Source organism: Arthrobacter sp. ok362 (genome assembly GCF_900102785.1).
GTDB lineage: Bacteria > Actinomycetota > Actinomycetes > Actinomycetales > Micrococcaceae > Arthrobacter.
Map to the genome: position 1 here is coordinate 24569 of NZ_FNGC01000024.1, position 15947 is coordinate 40515.

The window sequence follows — 15947 nt, forward strand, 5'->3', positions numbered from 1 at the left end:
CGTGGTGCTGCCGGCTTCCCGTGCTCGCTCGGTCATGGCCTACCGGCCGCGGCGTCACTTGAGAGTTCCTCTGCCCGCCATGGATGCCGCATTGCCCCGTCTGTCCGGATGCTGCCCGAATTCGAATCCGGGGGGTCAACTGACACCGCGCTGACCGCGGCTATTCGGCCGATTGAGGCCTGGCTATGGGACGTGAAAAGGGGCGCCGTGCGGACGAAGGCGCCATGCGCGCGTTGCGACGTGCAGGTTTAGTCGGGTCTCGGGATCGGCAAGGTCGAAGCCGGTGATCTGCCGGATGGACTTCAAGCGGTAACGCAGAGTGCTTCGATGGATGGCCAGGCTCTGGGCTGTACTGTCATAGTTGCCCCCGTGGTCCAGGTACTGGGCCAGGGTCTGCACCAGGTCAGACCCCCGGCTGTCGTCGGCACGTTGAAGGGTACCGAGCCACTCGTCGATATAGCCGGCCAGATCCGGTTCGCCCCCAGCTGGGTCCAAGATGCGGTAGATCCCCAGTTGATCAAAGCGGGTGACACCGTAGCGATCGATTGAACCGGCCCGGATGTGCAGCGCGTGCAGGGCTTCCGAGAAGGAGCGCGGAATGTGGGCGACATCCAGGCTTGGACCGCCGATGCCCACGGCGCCGGTGGCACTTCGCAGGGTCTTGGCGACAACGGAAAAGACCTCGGCACCCAACGGATCTCCACGCACCACGGCAACAGCCATGTCCGCGCGCCGTGAAACGAGCGCGGATGAACGGAGTTCCAGGAACGTCCTGCGCAGTGCGACCACCACAGTGTCGTCAGTTCTCGGCGGCTGCCACTCCGCCACGATGACGTGCTGCGGACCACTGATGTCATATCCCAATGCCTCGGTACGAACGCCTGCGGTCGCGCCATCCATTCCGGACACGAGTTCGTCCACGAGGTCGCGCCCCAGCCTTAGTTCCAGCCGGGCCAGGCTGCGGCGGTGCGACAACTCGACCTCCAAGAGCCGCGTTGCGTACTTCAAAGCGAAGACGTTGCCGGCTGTGATCGGCCTGTCGGTTTCCAGCATGCAAATAGCCCCCAACACCTCCCCGTGCGATAGGGCAAGGGCAACGAGCCTTCGCGGTTCGCTGACTGGTGAGCCGGAGGCAAGCCAGAGCTGCGCATTCCGCGACCTGGCCGCCGCGCCAAGCCTGGGGTAGGGTCGTTTGGACCCGGTCCCAGCCGCCGCGCTGATATGCCCGAACGCGTCCTCAATACAGATGGGCCGCCCCGTCAGCCGTGAAAGGACCTCCGCCAGGAGTCCCTCCCTGGAGTCACTGTCCCCGAGGTTGGGGGTCGCGCCCTGGTCCAAGGCATCACGGATCCTGGCGTGTTCTTCAAGCTCAAGTACCGTCGCCGAGAGGGACAGGAGGCGCTGGTCCATGTCGTCACGGCGGAGCAGCTGACCGGTTGCGCCATTCGGGGGTTCCCGGGGGGATCCCCTGGCGTGAATCGTTCTCGTTGTCCCCGCGGTTGTCCGGAGCCGCATCAGCTGGGGGAGATCCGGAGGGTCGGAGGCGGAAAGCACCAGACACCCGTTCAGCTCGGCATCGTCGCCCACGGTGAACAACGCATATCGCCAACCCGGCCTGGCGCACGGGAGAACGGAGTCCCTGCCATTGAGGCGCCGGACGTCCTGGTCCTGAGGCAACGCCGCGCGTTCGGGCACGGGGTTCAACTGGCCATTTACTGCGAGGTAACGGTCCTTGACCTCACAGAACGACATGTCCGACACCGCCTGTGCGGCCGTGTTGAGGATTCCCTCTGCCACACGTCGATCGAACATATTGATCCTCGTCTCCGTCCACAGCAAGAGGTATCAGACAGGGGATACAAGCCTGGGCAGACCGTAATCCGTTGCCCTCTGTGATCGAGACTCGGCTCAAGCCGTTTGTCCCCATCACGGAGTTTAGAATCGACCATTTTCGGGTCCCACGGTATGCCGACCTGAATATGAACCCTCGACGCAGGCTATCCAACGCCGTACTTGGCCGGGATACCGGCGAGTCGTCTTCGGCCGGCCCGGCCAACTCTGCGGCCGATGCGGCAACGCCGAGATCGGCATACCAACACCATCAAAACTACGCCCGTATGTCGCCGTTGTTAAGCTCTTGTCATGTCCCTGCGGATTGCCTTCAGCGGTGGTCGCTCAACGGCATTTCGGGACGTAATCGATGCTTCCCCGGCATGGTCAGGTTCCGCGGCCGCCGGCCGGCGTGCGCGCAATAGGGACGGCTGAGGCCCTCTTCGGTCGACGGGCCCTGGCACCGTATCTGGCGGGAGGCACGCGAGACAGATATCAGCGCCAGACAAGGGCTTTCTTGGCCTCCAGCCGCATCTGCGTTTCGGGCGTCCATATGAACGAGGCACAACTTAATGGCCCGCGACGACTTGACTGAAGATCGCGAAATTGGTGCCGGGCGTCGTCCGTCACAGCCTGGAGGACCCTCCTGCTGGACTTTCACCGTCCCTCACTCCAACGCGCGCCGGTCCGTTCCGGAGGAGGCGAAGGTGCTCGTGGATCATTGCAACGGCTGTTGAGCCTTCGCCGGCGGCAGCCGTTACGCGTTTCACCGATCCATGTCGAACGTCGCCGGCCGCGAAGATTCCGGGAACGCTGGTTTCCAGGGGCAGCCGTCTGCGCCCCAAATGGCTGAACTCAGGAGGAAGGTCCTCGAGATCAGCCCCGGTGAGAACAAAGCCGTGATCATCCAAGGCGAGGGTACCCTCCAGCCATTCTGTGTGCGGCTTGGCCCCGATGAAAATGAAGAGGTATCGGGAGTCGAAGATGCGCTGTTCGCCTGTGGCTCGCAGATCAACGACGATCCGTTCGAGGGCGCCTGAACCGTCTAGGCCCACGATGTTGGCCCCTAACAGTACCTCTATGCCCTGTTGCTCTTCGATCCGCTCCGCGAGGTACTTCGACATATCCGCGCGGAGGTCCGCCCCGCGGACCACCAGCCGCACTGGTGATCCCGTGCCAACCAGGAAAAGCGCAGCCTGCCCCGCGGAGTTTCCACCGCCGACGACGGTCACTGGCTGCAATCCGCAGAGCCTGGCTTCATGGACGGTGGCGGCGTAGAAAACACTGATTCCCTCGAATTCCTCCAGCCCGGGGACCGGCAACCGGCGGTAGCGGACCCCGGTTGCCAGCAGCGCGGCCCGTGAGGATGCGGGGTCCCTCTCGTTGAACTCCGCGCGGAACTCGCCGTCCCTCAACTCGATGGTGCGTGCCCGGCAGGCGACGTTGATCTGGACTCTGAACTTGCGGGCCTGAAGGATCGCTCTTTCAGTGAGTTCCCCGCCGGAGATTCCGGCGGGGAAGCCGAGAAAGTTCTCGATCCGCGGCGACGTGCCGGCCTGCCCACCTAACCCGAAGCCTTCCTTAAGGACGACCGACAACCCGTCGGACGCTGCGTAGACGGCGGCCGCCAGGCCGGCCGGACCGGCTCCGATCACCATGAGATCGTACGTGGCTGAATGCTCTTTCACTGCCCGCAGGCCCATGGCGAGGGCCAGGTCTGCGTTGGATGGGTTTCTGAGGACCTGCGAAACGTTGAGCACCACTGCGGGCAGGTCACTTTCGAGGATCCCGGCCCGGTCCAGGATCGCCTGCGCCTGCTCGTCATCCTCCAGATCGACCAGCCGGTGAGGCAGGCGGTTGGCGGCTGCAAATTCCAGGAGGCGAAGGGTGTCACGGCTGAAGCGGGATCCAACGATGCGGATGCCCGCGCCCGCGCTGATCAGCAGGATTCGGCGCTGAAGATATGCCCGCAGGATGGTCTCGCCCACCGCGGCGTCCGTCAGAACCACACGGCGCAGATCGTCCCCGCTGATCTGGAGCACTTCACACGCCTCGGCGCACACAGTGCTGACAAAGGCCGGTTGCCCCTCGACCAGGCCCAATTCCCCGAGGAACCGTCCCGGACCGTGAACCTCTAGGATCCGCGTGCCGGGGCCCAGTCCAGCAGGCTGTCTGCTACCGGCGTCATGCGGCCCCTCCACGACCAGTACCGTGCCCTGCAGTATGACGAAGAAGTCACTGTCGAAGTTTCCCTCCTGTATGAGGACTTCTCCGGCGGAGGTAGCCCGGCTGGTGCCGGCACGACCCAACAAATCGATCTGGGCTTGGCTGAGCCGTGGATAGGCGCCGGAGACATCCGGCGTTTCGATCAGCGTCGAGTCTGCAAGAGGTTCCATCAGCTGGTTGCGCCCGCCGATACCCTAGACGAATGCCTCATGGGGATAGCACCAGCGCCAGTCCTCGCCGGGCTCCAAGGAACGAACGATTGGATGCAACTCGGTGGCGTGGGCTCGGGCGTGCCGCATGGGTGAGGAATCACAACACCCGACATGGCCGCAGGAGAGACACGAACGCAAATGAACCCACGGAGTGCCCAAAGACAGACATTCCTCGCAGCCCTGCGGCGTGCGCACCCGCACCGGACGAATCTGCGCGAGATGCGGATCAGGAATTCCAGGATTCATGTTCGCTCCTATCTCGGTCTGGCCATGGAGCCGGCCACGCCGCGGCAGACGGCACTAAGGGTAGCGTCGGCACTGACCGGCGGCATGGGCATCATCATGGGGCGGGGCGATTGGGTGCACGGGTTAAAGCACAGTACTAGACCCGGGTCATTGGCCTGTCAAGTGGTGCATCCGGAGATCCGCGTCGAGCAGGGAAGTCGACGACGGCGGGACCCTCCCGCGGTGCCGCCCCATCCCCAAACTATCTCAGCGTCTTCGAGGACACGCCTGTGGACCCTTGTCCTGGCAGGTCAATTCCCTGGAGCATATTTGACCCTCGAGGGTCATGCCGTCGCTCCCCTCAAGGGGGCAGACTCAACCCTATAAGGCCCCATGACAACGCCCTTGAGCCTCGTGGCCCAGCAGCACGGGCGTGCGTCATGCGGTGCAACCTCGGGCGGACGTCGCCACAGGACCGGTCGCGCCCTCTAGGACCGGAGTGAGTCATGGCCAAAGCAGTAGGAATTGATCTCGGAACAACCAACTCTGTGATCGCCGTCTGGGAAGGCGGGGAAGCCCGCGTCATACCCAACGCAGAAGGAGCCCGGACCACTCCGTCAGTTGTGGCGTACACGGACACCGGGGAACGGCTTGTGGGGCAACTGGCCCGCCGGCAGGCGATTCTCAACCCTAAGGGGACCATTACGTCGGCCAAGCGGTTTATCGGCCGACACTATGATGAGATCACGGATGAGGCCAAGGCTGTGAGTTTCGACGTCGTAGCGGACGACAACGGCGTGGCGCGTTTTCAAGTTCAGGGCAAGAAAGTCGCGCCCGAAGAGGTGAGTGCGCTCGTTCTCCGCAAGCTGGTGGACGACGCCGCGAAGCAACTGGGCGAAAAGGTGACGGAGGCCGTCATTACGGTGCCCGCGTACTTTAACGACGCACAGCGCACCGCGACCAAGGACGCGGGCAAGATTGCCGGGCTGGAAGTCCTGCGCATCATCAACGAACCAACTGCAGCAGCCCTGGCCTACGGCATAGACAAACGTCAGCATGAGACGGTGTTGGTTTTCGACCTTGGCGGCGGAACTTTTGATGTGAGCCTGTTGGACGTGGGGGACGGGGTTGTGGAGGTCCGCTCCACGGCGGGTGACACGCACCTCGGCGGAGACGATTTTGACCGCCGGCTTGTCGATTACTTGGCTGACGACTTCCAGAAGGAGGCGGGCATCGACCTCCGGTCGGACCCCCAGGCGTTGCAACGCCTGTTCGAGGCGGCCGAGAAAGCGAAGGTCGAGCTGAGTTCTGTGACCCAGACCCAGGTCAACCTTCCCTTTATCACTGCCGACGCCACGGGACCCAAGCATCTGACGACCACCGTTCGGCGCTCCGTTTTTGAAGACATCACCCACGACCTGGTGGAACGCACCATGGGTCCGGTCAAGCAGGCGATGACGGACGCCAAGGTTACCGCCAACGACATCGATGAAGTGATTTTGGTCGGCGGCTCTACCCGCATTCCCGCGGTACAGAACGTCGTTCGGCGTCTGACCGGCGGCAAAGATCCCAACATGAGCGTCAATCCAGACGAAGTCGTGGCTATCGGTGCGGCGATCCAGGCCGGTGTGCTCAAGGGAGAAGTCTCGGACGTCCTGCTGCTAGACGTTGTGCCGCTTTCCCTGGGTGTGGAAACTCGCGGCGGCGTGATGACAAAGATTATCGAGCGCAACACGACCATCCCCGCAAGGCGCAGCGAAGTGTTCTCCACCGCCGACGACAACCAGCCCGCCGTTGACGTGGTGGTCTTGCAGGGGGAGCGGGAACTGGCGGCGGATAATCGGGTGCTGGGTCGGTTCCAGCTGAGCGATATCCGTCCAGCGCCCCGCGGAGAACCGCAGGTCGAGGTCACGTTCGACGTGGACGCAAACGGCATTCTGAACGTCACCGCCCGCGACAAGGACACGGGTAAGGAACAGGGCATCACCATCAGCGAAGGCTCCAACCTCGACGCCAAGGAAGTCGAGCGCATGATTGCCGAGGCTGAGTCCCACAGAAGCGAGGACGTGCAGAACCGGGAGCGGATTGACACCCTCAACGAACTCGATGCGGTGGCCTACCGCGTTGAGCGGGCCGTCAATGAGCTTGGTAGCGCAGTCCCAGTGCATGATAAGGCCCGAGCGGAACTGCTGGTTGGCCAGGCGCGCGACGCCGTCAGCAACCAGGCGGACGTTGGCGCCGCGAGGGAACTGATTTCCGAGCTTCAGCAGTTGCAGTCGGCGCTGAGCGCCTCGGCTGCCACGGCGGCCACTGCAGGGGCGGGCCAGGGATCCGCATCTGGGCCCGGAGCGTCCGAGGACGCAAATGACGATGACATCGTCGATGCAGAATTCGATCGGGGCTAGGAACGGCCATGAGCGACCCGGCAGGGCCGGCTGGACAGGCCCATCCAGGAAGTGACGAGGCAGAGGCCGCCCCACCCGATGAAAGGGAAACCGAAGCGGCGGCACAGGCGGAAGCGCTGGCCAAAATGGAGGATCTGTGGCGCCGTGCGCTGGCTGACGCGGATAACGTCCGAAAGCGCGCCGCTCGGGACGGCGCCCAGCTAAGGGCACAGGAACGCGCAGCGGTCTCTTTGGCGTGGCTACCCGTCCTGGACAACCTGGAACTGGCCTTGGCTCACGCCCCGTCTGCGGGGGATCCGCTCGTCGACGGCATAGCCGCTATCCGATCCCAGGCCATCGATACCCTGGCCCGTCTGGGCTACCCGCGGATCGACGCCGAGAACGTCGCCTTCGATCCGCGGATTCACGAGGTGGTCAGTGTGTCGGAAACGGACGAGGCTCCCCCCGGGACTGTGCTGACCGTCCTGCGCCCGGGCTACGGCGGCACGGACACCATCCTCAGGCCAGCCGCCGTCGTTGTGAGCCGGGCGGTGAACGCTGACCGTGGCTAAGGACCCATATTCCGTTCTCGGCGTCTCCCGGACGGCGGACGCCGACGAGATCCAGCGCGCTTACCGCAAGCTGGCGCGAAAACATCATCCGGACGTCAGCCGCGATCCGGACGCCGCTGACCGGTTCAAGGAAATCGGCGAGGCCTACAGCACTCTTTCGGATGCCGAAACGAAGGCGCGCTATGACCGCTTCGGCGCCGATTTCCGGCAGTACGCCGGCAGCGGTGCCGGTCCGGCTGGAGGCACTCCGCGATGGGGGTCCGGCGGCCCCCGGCCAGGTCCGCGGCCGGGGCGCGGCGGGTACGGCGACGTCGACGTCAATAGGGGTGGCGACGTCGATTGGGAGGACCTGCTCGGTGGCTGGTTCCGACAGCAGGGAGCAGGCCCGGCCCAGGGGGCGGACCACGAAGCTGAGCTTCGGCTGACACTCGAAGAAGCGATCCGTGGCGGACGGCGCACCGTCCGCTTGGCCCAGCCGGGTGGCGAAACCCGGAACTATGACGTCGACGTGCCCGCCGGTGTCCTGGACGGTCAGCGCATCCGCCTCGCGGGGGAGGGCGCCGAGGGCCGCGACGGGGGTCCTTCGGGGGATCTGTTCCTGACCGTACGCATCCAGCCGGACCACCGATACCGGCTCAAGGGCCGGGACATTCACTTCGACCTTCCCGTCACGCCGTCGGAAGCCGCTCTCGGGGCCAAGATCAAGGTCAACGCGCCAGCCGGCCCGGTCACCATCACCGTACCCGAGGGGTCTTCCAGCGGGCGCAGACTTCGGCTTCGCGGACAGGGCCTGCCCAACCCCAAGGGCCAGGCGGGGAACCTCTACGCGGAGATCCGCGTCATGGTGCCCCCGCGGCTGAGCAGTGAGGTGCGCAAGCTATACGAGGAACTTGCCGCTGTGTCCGACTTTCACCCGAGGGAGGGGCTTCTATGAGCCGAGAATATCCGCTCGCCTATCCGTGGCGCCTGAATCTCGAGGCGGTGGCCCGGAGCAGCGGCGTCCACCCCGACGTCGTCATGCGGTTCGTAGATCTGGATCTGATCCGGCCGCTGGGCGATGCGCCGGGCGGCCCCTGGTTCAGTCCGCGGGCCCCGGAACTCATAGCTCGCGTCTTGAGGCTCCATTCGGAGCTGTCGCTGAACTACGCGGCAATCCCCTTGGTACTCGATCTGCTGGTGCGGGTCGACTCGCTTGAACGACGACTGGTTGAAATCACGCAGGTGGAAGGGACTACGTCACGATGAACATGGAGAGTTTGACGCAAAAGTCGCAGGAGGCGTTGGCAGAGGCTCAACGGATAGCCCAACGCAATGGGCATACTGAGACCGACGGCGAACACCTGCTGTTGGCCCTGCTGGAGCAGGAAAGTGGCCTTGTCCCGCGCCTGCTCGTGGGCATGCAGGTGGATGTGGATGAGTTGAGGGGTGCCGTCGAAGCCGAGCTGAGGCGCAAGCCAAAGGTCACGGGCCCGGGTGCGGCTCCGGGCCAGGTGTATGTGAGCCGCAGGCTGGGGGCACTCTTGGACGCCGCCGAACGTGAAGCCAAACGGCTCAAAGACGAGTATGTTTCGGTGGAGCACCTGCTGGTGGCCTTGGCGGAGGAAGGACGGTCCACTGCGGCCGGACGGGTGCTGGCTGATCACCGGGTCACCCGTGAGGCATTCCTGTCGGTCCTGACCCAGGTACGCGGAAATCAGCGCGTCACCTCGGCAACACCGGAGCAGACCTACGAGGCGCTGGAGAAGTACGGCCGCGATCTGGTGGCGGACGCCCGCACTGGCAAGCTGGATCCGGTCATCGGCCGCGACGCGGAAATCCGGCGGGTCGTCCAGATACTTTCACGCAAGACCAAAAACAATCCGGTGCTGATCGGCGAGCCTGGAGTCGGCAAGACCGCCATTGTGGAGGGACTGGCCCAGCGGATCGTCCGGCAGGATGTGCCGGAAGGGCTGAAGAACAAGACCATCTTCTCGCTTGACATGAGCTCGCTCGTGGCCGGTGCCAAGTACCGTGGCGAGTTCGAGGAGCGGCTGAAGGCGGTGCTGGCCGAGGTGCTGGCGGCAGAAGGCAGGATCCTGCTCTTCGTAGACGAGCTGCACACCGTCGTCGGGGCAGGCGCGTCCGAGGGGTCGATGGACGCCGGGAACATGCTCAAGCCAATGCTGGCCCGCGGGGAGCTGCACATGATCGGCGCCACCACCCTCGCCGAATACCGCAAACACATTGAGTCGGATGCGGCTTTGGAACGCCGCTTCCAGCCGGTCCTGGTTGAGGAACCCGACGTCGAGGACGCCATTTCCATTCTTCGCGGGCTGCGGGAGCGGCTTGAGGTCTTCCACGGCGTACGGATCCAGGATAGCGCTCTGGTGGCTGCGGCCACCCTTTCCCACCGGTACATCACTGACCGGTTCCTCCCGGACAAGGCCATTGACCTCGTGGATGAGGCGTGCGCCCGGCTGCGGACGGAAATTGATTCGATGCCGGCGGAACTGGATGAGCTCACCCGGAAGGTCACGCGGCTCGAAATAGAAGAGGCGGCACTCTCCAAGGAGACCGACCCGGCCAGCAAGACCCGGCTCGAGGAGCTGAGGCGTGAATTGGCAGATCTGCGCGCCGAGGCCGACGCGAAGAGGGCCCAATGGGAAGCCGAGCGCCAGGCGATCCACAAACTGCAGGAAATCCGCAGTGAACTGGAGCGGGTGCGGCAGGAGGCTGAGGAAGCCGAGCGGAACTACGACCTCAACCGGGCGGCGGAGCTCCGCTACGGCAGACTTGCCGACCTCGAACGGCGGCTGGCCTCCGAGGAGGAACGGCTGACCGCGAAACAGGGTGAAAAACGCCTGCTCCGCGAGGTAGTGACGGAGGACGAGATCGCCGACATCGTCGCGGCCTGGACAGGCATACCGGTCGCACGGCTGAAGCAGGGCGAACGTGAAAAAGTCCTGCACCTGGACGAAATCCTGCGCGCCCGCGTCGTGGGGCAGGAAGAAGCGATTAGCGCGGTGTCAGACGCGATCATCCGCGCCCGCTCCGGTATCCGGGATCCCCGCCGGCCCATCGGCTCCTTCATCTTCCTCGGCCCGACCGGCGTAGGAAAGACCGAGCTTGCAAAGGCTCTGGCTGCGGCGCTCTTCGATAGCGAGAACGCAATGATCCGGCTGGACATGAGCGAGTACCAGGAGCGCCACACCGTGAGCCGCCTGCTAGGGGCGCCTCCTGGCTACATCGGTTACGACGAAGGAGGACAGCTCACGGAAGCGGTACGCCGGAAGCCGTACTCGGTGGTGCTGTTCGATGAGGTGGAAAAGGCCCATCCGGACATTTTCAACACCTTGCTGCAGGTGCTCGACGACGGACGGATTACGGACTCCCAGGGCCGGACCGTCGATTTCCGCAACACGGTCATCATCATGACCTCCAATATCGGCTCCCAGTATCTTCTGGAGGGTTCGGCCGAAGGCGGAGCGATCACCGAGGAGGCGCGCGGCATGGTGATGGGTGAGCTCCGGGCGCATTTCCGCCCCGAGTTCCTCAACCGCGTGGACGATACGGTCCTGTTCGCACCCCTGGGACTGCCGCAAATCGAACGCATCGTTGATCTGCAGTTCCAGCAGCTGCGGCAGCGGCTGGCCGAGCAGCAAATAGAGCTGCACCTGACCGAGGAGGCGCGCCTTCTGATAGCCGAACGCGGCTTCGATCCGGTCTACGGAGCCCGCCCCCTGCGCCGCTATATCTCCCATGTGGTGGAAACGCAGGTGGGCCGGGCCTTGCTGCGTGGAAGCATCGCGGAAGGCGGAGTGGTCACGGTGACCGCATCCGCAGGGGAACTAGTGGTTGACTACAGCACGACGGAGCTGGAAGGGGCCGGAACCGCATGAACAAGGCCATCATCAAATGTCCCCATTGCGGCAAATCCAACCGCGTTCCGGCTGTCGCCGACGGCCGGCCACGCTGCGGGAGTTGCCACCGGGAGCTTCCCTGGGTGGTTGAAGCGGGCGACGAGGACTTCGGCGAGATCGCCGAACGGTCTGGCGTTCCGGCGCTGGTGGACTTTTGGGCGGTGTGGTGCGGACCCTGCCGGATGGTGAGCCCCGTGCTGGACCAGTTGGCACACGAACGCGCGGGGCGGATCAAACTTGTGAAGGTCGATGTGGACCACTCGCCGCAGCTCTCCGCCAGATTCGCCATTCAGGCAGTGCCAACGTTGATGGTCATCATCGACGGCAAGATCGTCGCGAGGCAGGCCGGCGCAGCTCCCGCGCCGGTGCTGAGGTCCTGGTTGGAGGAGGCACTCACGAAGTAGCTCAAGAACAGCGGACGACGGCGGCATTTCTTGGCTGCGGTGCGACCGTCAGTGGCGCTAAATGGACTGGAGCGAAGAGGACAGCGAGGCAGGCCGACGGGAGTCGACGAGGTTCGGGACGCCTCCGAAGGAGGCCAAGGTCCGGGCGGTCTCCACGAACTCGCGTGCCAGCTCGTCATTGACGTCAGTGCGCCATGCAATCGACAGCGGAGAGGGCGGGACGTCTCTGACCGGGATGAAAGACAGCCCCGGACGGTCATAGAAACGCTGCGTGGAGGCTTGAGTGAACGCAATGCCCCGCTCACCCATGATGGCTTCGAAACACTCGTCGACGGTGGCTACCTGAGTGCCCAGACGGACCGGCTGCCCGCCGCGGGCCTGGGTTGCGAGCCAGAAATCCCTCCATTTATCCGGAGCCTTGCGGGCGACGAAGGGCTCATCAACGACCTGTTCCACCGAGACCTCGGACAGACCGGCAAAGCGGGAACTGCTGGCAACTACGAGGACTCGCGGCTCAATGAACAGTGTCTCAATGGCGAGCCAGTCAGCCGCCGGCAGGGGCGGCCGCACAAATGCCACGTCAGCGCTTCCGTCGGCAAGACCCGCTGTGGGGTCGGCGAAATCGAAGGACCGCATCTGGACGTGGATTTCCGGGTGGTTGTTCTTGAACGCGGCGAGGATTCGCGGGGTCAGCTCAGCAGCCGCGTTGGCCTGGAAGCCGACTATCAGGGTGCCCCGCACGCCGCTGGCGACCTCACGCGTCAGCGAAACGGCGCGCTCGGCGGCGGATAAGAGGCGCTTAGCTTCACCCAGCAGGACATCCCCTGCGCTGGTCAGGGAGACGCTGCGGCTGGTCCGGATCAGCAGGGGAGTGCCGAGCGAGTGTTCAAGCTTCCGTATTTGGACGCTGAGGGATGGTTGCGCGATATGAAGTCGGGCAGCGGCTCGCCCGAAATGCAGTTCTTCCGCAACGGCGACGAAGTACTGCAGGACGCGCAGGTCTAGCTGTGGCTGCTGCATCGTTCAACTGTAAGCTCCGCCACAATCGGGGTCCAATAGTTTCAGGCTATCGGTGGATAGGGGACAGGTATTGGACCGTTCGGGGTCACGGGGGCTGCAATGGAAACAGCGAAGGGTTGCCATCGGAGACAGCCGCAAGGCACTCCAGAAACCCCGCTTTCGAGGCTCGGACAGAGAAGTCCGACCCTCCGCGAGTCCAACGAGAGGAACAACGAAATGACGGTCGCAACACGTGCCCCTTCTGTAGAATCCTGGGTTCAGAGCTTCACCGAGGCCAACAACCAGGACCCGGAAATCCAGGCGCACGGAAAGTACTTCACCTGCTCCTACCTGCTGGACATGGAGGCGCACACCTTTGTTGTCCGGGTGGTGTCCGGCACCATCGCCCAGATTTCCGTGGACCCGGGACCCATCGAGGTGCCCTACCAGTTCGCCATCCGGGCCAGTGCCCACACCTGGGGTGAATTCGGCAAGCCCGTCCCGGCTCCCATGTACCACGGCATCTGGGCCGCCACTTTCCAGCGCGACATGAAGCTGGAGGGCGATGTCCTGGTCCTGATGCAGAACCTGCGCTGCCTCACCCGCCAGATCGAACTGCTGCGCTCCACCGGCGCACCCGTCTAGACCATAGGAGTTCCTGACATGAGCAAAATTTCCCCCGTCACCGGCCACTACGTCACCGTCGACGTGGACGGCCTCGAATACAAGGTTTTCTACCTCGAAAACGGCCAGGGCCAGCCCCTGGTCTGCCAGCACACCGCCGGAGCCCACAACCACCAGTGGCGCGGCCTGCTGGAGGACCCGGAGATCACCGCCAACTACCGCGTCATCGCCTACGACCTCCCCCGCCACGGCAAATCAGACCCGCCTGAAAACACCGAGTGGTGGACCGAGGAGTACCAGCTCAGCGCGGACCACTTCGCCAACTTCATCGTCGCCCTCGTCGATGCACTGGAACTGGTCGACCCCATCTTCATGGGATCCTCCTTCGGCGGGAACGTAGCGCTGCAGCTCGCCCACCGCTTCCCGGAGAGGTTCGACGCCGTCATCCCCGTAGAGGGGGCGGATTACTCACCGGGGTTCTACCTCGACTGGTGGCAGCACCCCCATGCCAATGCCGCTCAGGTGTGCGGCAGCGGCACCTGGGATCTTATGGCCCCGCAATCGCCGGAGGCTGACCGTTGGAAGACCTGGTTCTACTACACACAGGGTTCCGAGGCGTTCAAGGGTGATCTGTACTTCTACTCGGTGGACCACGATCTGCGCGGCAAACTGGGCGAAATCCAGACGAACAAATGCGCGGTGGTCCTGATGACCGGCGAGTACGACTACCTCACCACGCCTGAAGACGGAGCCCGCACGGCCAGCCAGATCCCGGGTGCCGAGTTCATCGAGATGAAGGCTATCGGGCACTTCCCGATGAGCGAGAACTACCCGGTCTTCAAGGGATACCTCGTTCAGGCTCTGGACCTGATCCGCACCAAGACAACGGTCGGAGCCTAGCCGATTCTCACCTAAGGCGTCGGTGCCGACCCCAGCGGGTCGGCACCGACCCTGCCACCTCAATGGTGAAGACACACAGAAGATTTAACCTCCTCATGCCCTGCCGCTGGCAGCCGGACCGCACGAAACTGCTGAAGGTCGGGCTGCACACCGCTACGACTTCCTTAACACCTCTTGGAGATACAACGATGTCAATAAACGCCCAGCGTGAAGCCGCGCTGCTGGCCTCCGTGCCGACGGGCCTGCTGATCAACGGTGAGTGGCGTCCGGCCGCTTCCGGCAAGACCTTCGACGTCGAGGACCCGGCCACCGGAAAGGTCCTGCTCAGCATCGCCGACGCCGGTCCCGAAGACGGCGCCGCCGCCCTGGACGCGGCCGCGGCCGCGCAGGAGTCCTGGGCGAAGGTCCCGCCCCGGGAGCGCGGCGAGATCCTGCGCCGGGCCTTCGAGATGGTCACGGCCCGCGCGGAGGACTTCGCGCTGCTGATGACTTTGGAGATGGGCAAGCCGTTGGCCGAGGCCCGCGGCGAGGTCACCTATGGTGCGGAGTTCCTGCGCTGGTTCTCCGAGGAGGCCGTGCGCGCCTTCGGCCGGTACTCGGTGTCCCCGGACGGGAAGTCCCGGCTGCTGGTGACCAAGAAGCCGGTGGGCCCGTGCCTGTTGATCACGCCGTGGAACTTCCCGCTCGCGATGGCGACCCGCAAGATCGCCCCCGCGGTCGCGGCCGGCTGCACCATGGTGCTGAAGTCCGCGAACCTGACCCCGCTGACCTCCCAGCTGTTCGCGGCCGTGATGGTCGAGGCCGGGCTGCCCGCCGGTGTCCTGAACGTCATCCCGACCTCCACCGCCGGCGCCACGACCGGTCCGCTGATCAAGGATCAGCGGCTGCGGAAGCTGTCCTTCACCGGTTCCACCGAGGTCGGCCGCCGGCTGCTCGCGGACGCCTCCGAGACCGTGCTGCGGACCTCGATGGAGCTCGGCGGGAACGCCCCGTTCGTGGTGTTCGAGGACGCCGACGTCGATGCCGCCGTGGCCGGGGCGATGCTGGCGAAGCTGCGGAACATGGGCGAGGCCTGCACCGCGGCGAACCGGTTCATCGTGCACGAGTCCGTCGCCGGGGAGTTCGCGGAGAAGTTCGCCGCGAAGATGAAGGGCATGACGACCGCCCGCGGGACCGAGGCCGGGTCCAAGGTGGGCCCGCTGATCGATGCCAAGAGCCGGGACAAGGTCCACGAGCTCGTCACTGACGCCGTCGCCGCCGGCGCGGTCGCGGTGACCGGCGGCTCCGCGGTGGAGGGCCCGGGCTACTTCTACCAGCCCACCATCCTCACCGGCGTCACCGAGGGCACCCGGATCCTGTCCGAGGAAATCTTCGGACCCGTCGCCCCGATCATCACCTTCGGCACCGAGGACGAGGCCATCCGGCTCGCGAACAACACCGAATACGGGCTGGTGGCCTACGTCTTCACCCGGGACCTGAACCGCGGCATCCGGATGGGCGAACGCCTGGAGACCGGCATGCTGGGCCTGAACGCAGGCGTCGTCTCCAACGCCGCCGCCCCGTTCGGCGGCGTCAAGCAGTCCGGCCTGGGCCGCGAAGGCGGCCTCGAGGGCATCGAGGAATACCTCTACACCCAGTACATCGGCATCGCCGACCCCTACGCCGGCTAACC

13 protein-coding genes are annotated in these 15947 nt (G+C 64.7%); 9 read left to right on the plus strand and 4 right to left on the minus strand.

Annotated elements, in window-relative coordinates:
• Positions 1-183 precede the first annotated feature (183 nt).
• The 3 genes from BLQ10_RS21215 to BLQ10_RS21225 all read right to left on the minus strand — a co-directional run bounded on the left by BLQ10_RS21215 (position 184) and on the right by BLQ10_RS21225 (position 4514).
• Positions 184-1812 (minus strand): PucR family transcriptional regulator, encoded by a 1629-nt coding sequence (locus BLQ10_RS21215; RefSeq protein ID WP_091564973.1) that lies wholly within the window; start codon positions 1810-1812, stop codon positions 184-186.
• Between the two features lie 644 nt (positions 1813-2456).
• Entirely contained in the window at positions 2457-4226 is a 1770-nt protein-coding gene (locus BLQ10_RS21220) for an FAD-dependent oxidoreductase (protein ID WP_091564974.1), read from the minus strand.
• A 24-nt stretch (positions 4227-4250) separates the two neighbouring features.
• Positions 4251-4514 carry a UBP-type zinc finger domain-containing protein gene (locus BLQ10_RS21225; protein ID WP_091564975.1) on the minus strand — a complete coding sequence of 88 codons (264 nt, stop codon included), beginning with the start codon at positions 4512-4514 and terminating at the stop codon, positions 4251-4253.
• Positions 4515-4999: 485 nt separating this feature from the next.
• Here BLQ10_RS21225 and dnaK point away from each other — a divergent pair, with 485 nt between their 5' ends.
• Genes dnaK through trxA form a run of 6 tightly spaced genes read left to right on the plus strand, consistent with a single transcriptional unit; the run spans position 5000 to position 11752 of the window.
• Positions 5000-6898, plus strand: a complete 1899-nt coding sequence (gene dnaK, locus BLQ10_RS21230) for a molecular chaperone DnaK (protein ID WP_091564976.1) — start codon at positions 5000-5002, stop codon at positions 6896-6898.
• 8 nt (positions 6899-6906) lie between these two features.
• Complete coding sequence (locus BLQ10_RS21235; protein ID WP_091564977.1) at positions 6907-7449, plus strand: nucleotide exchange factor GrpE; 543 nt, start codon at positions 6907-6909, stop codon at positions 7447-7449.
• A complete protein-coding gene (locus BLQ10_RS21240; protein ID WP_091564978.1) occupies positions 7442-8383 on the plus strand; it encodes a DnaJ C-terminal domain-containing protein in 942 nt (313 codons plus the stop codon). Before BLQ10_RS21235 ends, BLQ10_RS21240 begins: the two co-directional genes overlap by 8 nt.
• Complete coding sequence (locus BLQ10_RS21245) at positions 8380-8694, plus strand: chaperone modulator CbpM (protein WP_091564979.1); 315 nt, start codon at positions 8380-8382, stop codon at positions 8692-8694. Before BLQ10_RS21240 ends, BLQ10_RS21245 begins: the two co-directional genes overlap by 4 nt.
• The gene (clpB, locus tag BLQ10_RS21250) at positions 8691-11327 is read left to right on the plus strand and encodes an ATP-dependent chaperone ClpB (protein ID WP_091564980.1); all 2637 of its coding nucleotides are present in this window, start codon (positions 8691-8693) and stop codon (positions 11325-11327) included. The genes BLQ10_RS21245 and clpB overlap by 4 nt, the downstream gene beginning before the upstream one ends.
• Positions 11324-11752 (plus strand): thioredoxin, encoded by a 429-nt coding sequence (gene trxA / locus BLQ10_RS21255; protein ID WP_091564981.1) that lies wholly within the window; start codon positions 11324-11326, stop codon positions 11750-11752. Before clpB ends, trxA begins: the two co-directional genes overlap by 4 nt.
• A 57-nt stretch (positions 11753-11809) precedes the next feature.
• Here trxA and BLQ10_RS21260 read toward each other — a convergent pair whose 3' ends face one another.
• On the minus strand, positions 11810-12772 hold the full coding sequence (locus BLQ10_RS21260; protein ID WP_091564982.1) for a LysR family transcriptional regulator: 963 nt from the start codon (positions 12770-12772) through the stop codon (positions 11810-11812).
• Positions 12773-12988: 216 nt separating this feature from the next.
• Between BLQ10_RS21260 and BLQ10_RS21265 the strand changes: the two genes are divergently transcribed.
• The 3 genes from BLQ10_RS21265 to BLQ10_RS21275 all read left to right on the plus strand — a co-directional run bounded on the left by BLQ10_RS21265 (position 12989) and on the right by BLQ10_RS21275 (position 15945).
• On the plus strand, positions 12989-13396 hold the full coding sequence (locus BLQ10_RS21265; protein WP_026536895.1) for a hypothetical protein: 408 nt from the start codon (positions 12989-12991) through the stop codon (positions 13394-13396).
• Between the two features lie 18 nt (positions 13397-13414).
• Positions 13415-14275, plus strand: coding sequence for an alpha/beta fold hydrolase (locus BLQ10_RS21270; protein ID WP_091564983.1), 861 nt, complete (start codon positions 13415-13417; stop codon positions 14273-14275).
• 188 nt (positions 14276-14463) lie between these two features.
• Positions 14464-15945: an NAD-dependent succinate-semialdehyde dehydrogenase gene (locus tag BLQ10_RS21275; RefSeq protein ID WP_091564984.1), complete on the plus strand. Its 1482-nt coding sequence runs from the start codon at positions 14464-14466 to the stop codon at positions 15943-15945.
• The last annotated feature ends 2 nt before the right edge of the window (positions 15946-15947 follow it).

What these genes read in the sequence shown, in the direction of transcription:
- BLQ10_RS21245 (WP_091564979.1), top strand. Translation starts at nt 8,380, where the DNA reads ATGAGCCGAGAATATCCGCTCGCCTATCCGTGGCGCCTGAATCTCGAG.
- BLQ10_RS21275 (WP_091564984.1), top strand. Translation starts at nt 14,464, where the DNA reads ATGTCAATAAACGCCCAGCGTGAAGCCGCGCTGCTGGCCTCCGTGCCG.
- BLQ10_RS21235 (WP_091564977.1), top strand. Translation starts at nt 6,907, where the DNA reads ATGAGCGACCCGGCAGGGCCGGCTGGACAGGCCCATCCAGGAAGTGAC.
- BLQ10_RS21265 (WP_026536895.1), top strand. Translation starts at nt 12,989, where the DNA reads ATGACGGTCGCAACACGTGCCCCTTCTGTAGAATCCTGGGTTCAGAGC.
- BLQ10_RS21215 (WP_091564973.1), bottom strand. Translation starts at nt 1,812, where the DNA reads ATGTTCGATCGACGTGTGGCAGAGGGAATCCTCAACACGGCCGCACAG.
- BLQ10_RS21270 (WP_091564983.1), top strand. Translation starts at nt 13,415, where the DNA reads ATGAGCAAAATTTCCCCCGTCACCGGCCACTACGTCACCGTCGACGTG.
- dnaK (WP_091564976.1), top strand. Translation starts at nt 5,000, where the DNA reads ATGGCCAAAGCAGTAGGAATTGATCTCGGAACAACCAACTCTGTGATC.
- BLQ10_RS21260 (WP_091564982.1), bottom strand. Translation starts at nt 12,772, where the DNA reads ATGCAGCAGCCACAGCTAGACCTGCGCGTCCTGCAGTACTTCGTCGCC.
- clpB (WP_091564980.1), top strand. Translation starts at nt 8,691, where the DNA reads ATGAACATGGAGAGTTTGACGCAAAAGTCGCAGGAGGCGTTGGCAGAG.
- BLQ10_RS21225 (WP_091564975.1), bottom strand. Translation starts at nt 4,514, where the DNA reads ATGAATCCTGGAATTCCTGATCCGCATCTCGCGCAGATTCGTCCGGTG.
- BLQ10_RS21220 (WP_091564974.1), bottom strand. Translation starts at nt 4,226, where the DNA reads ATGGAACCTCTTGCAGACTCGACGCTGATCGAAACGCCGGATGTCTCC.
- trxA (WP_091564981.1), top strand. Translation starts at nt 11,324, where the DNA reads ATGAACAAGGCCATCATCAAATGTCCCCATTGCGGCAAATCCAACCGC.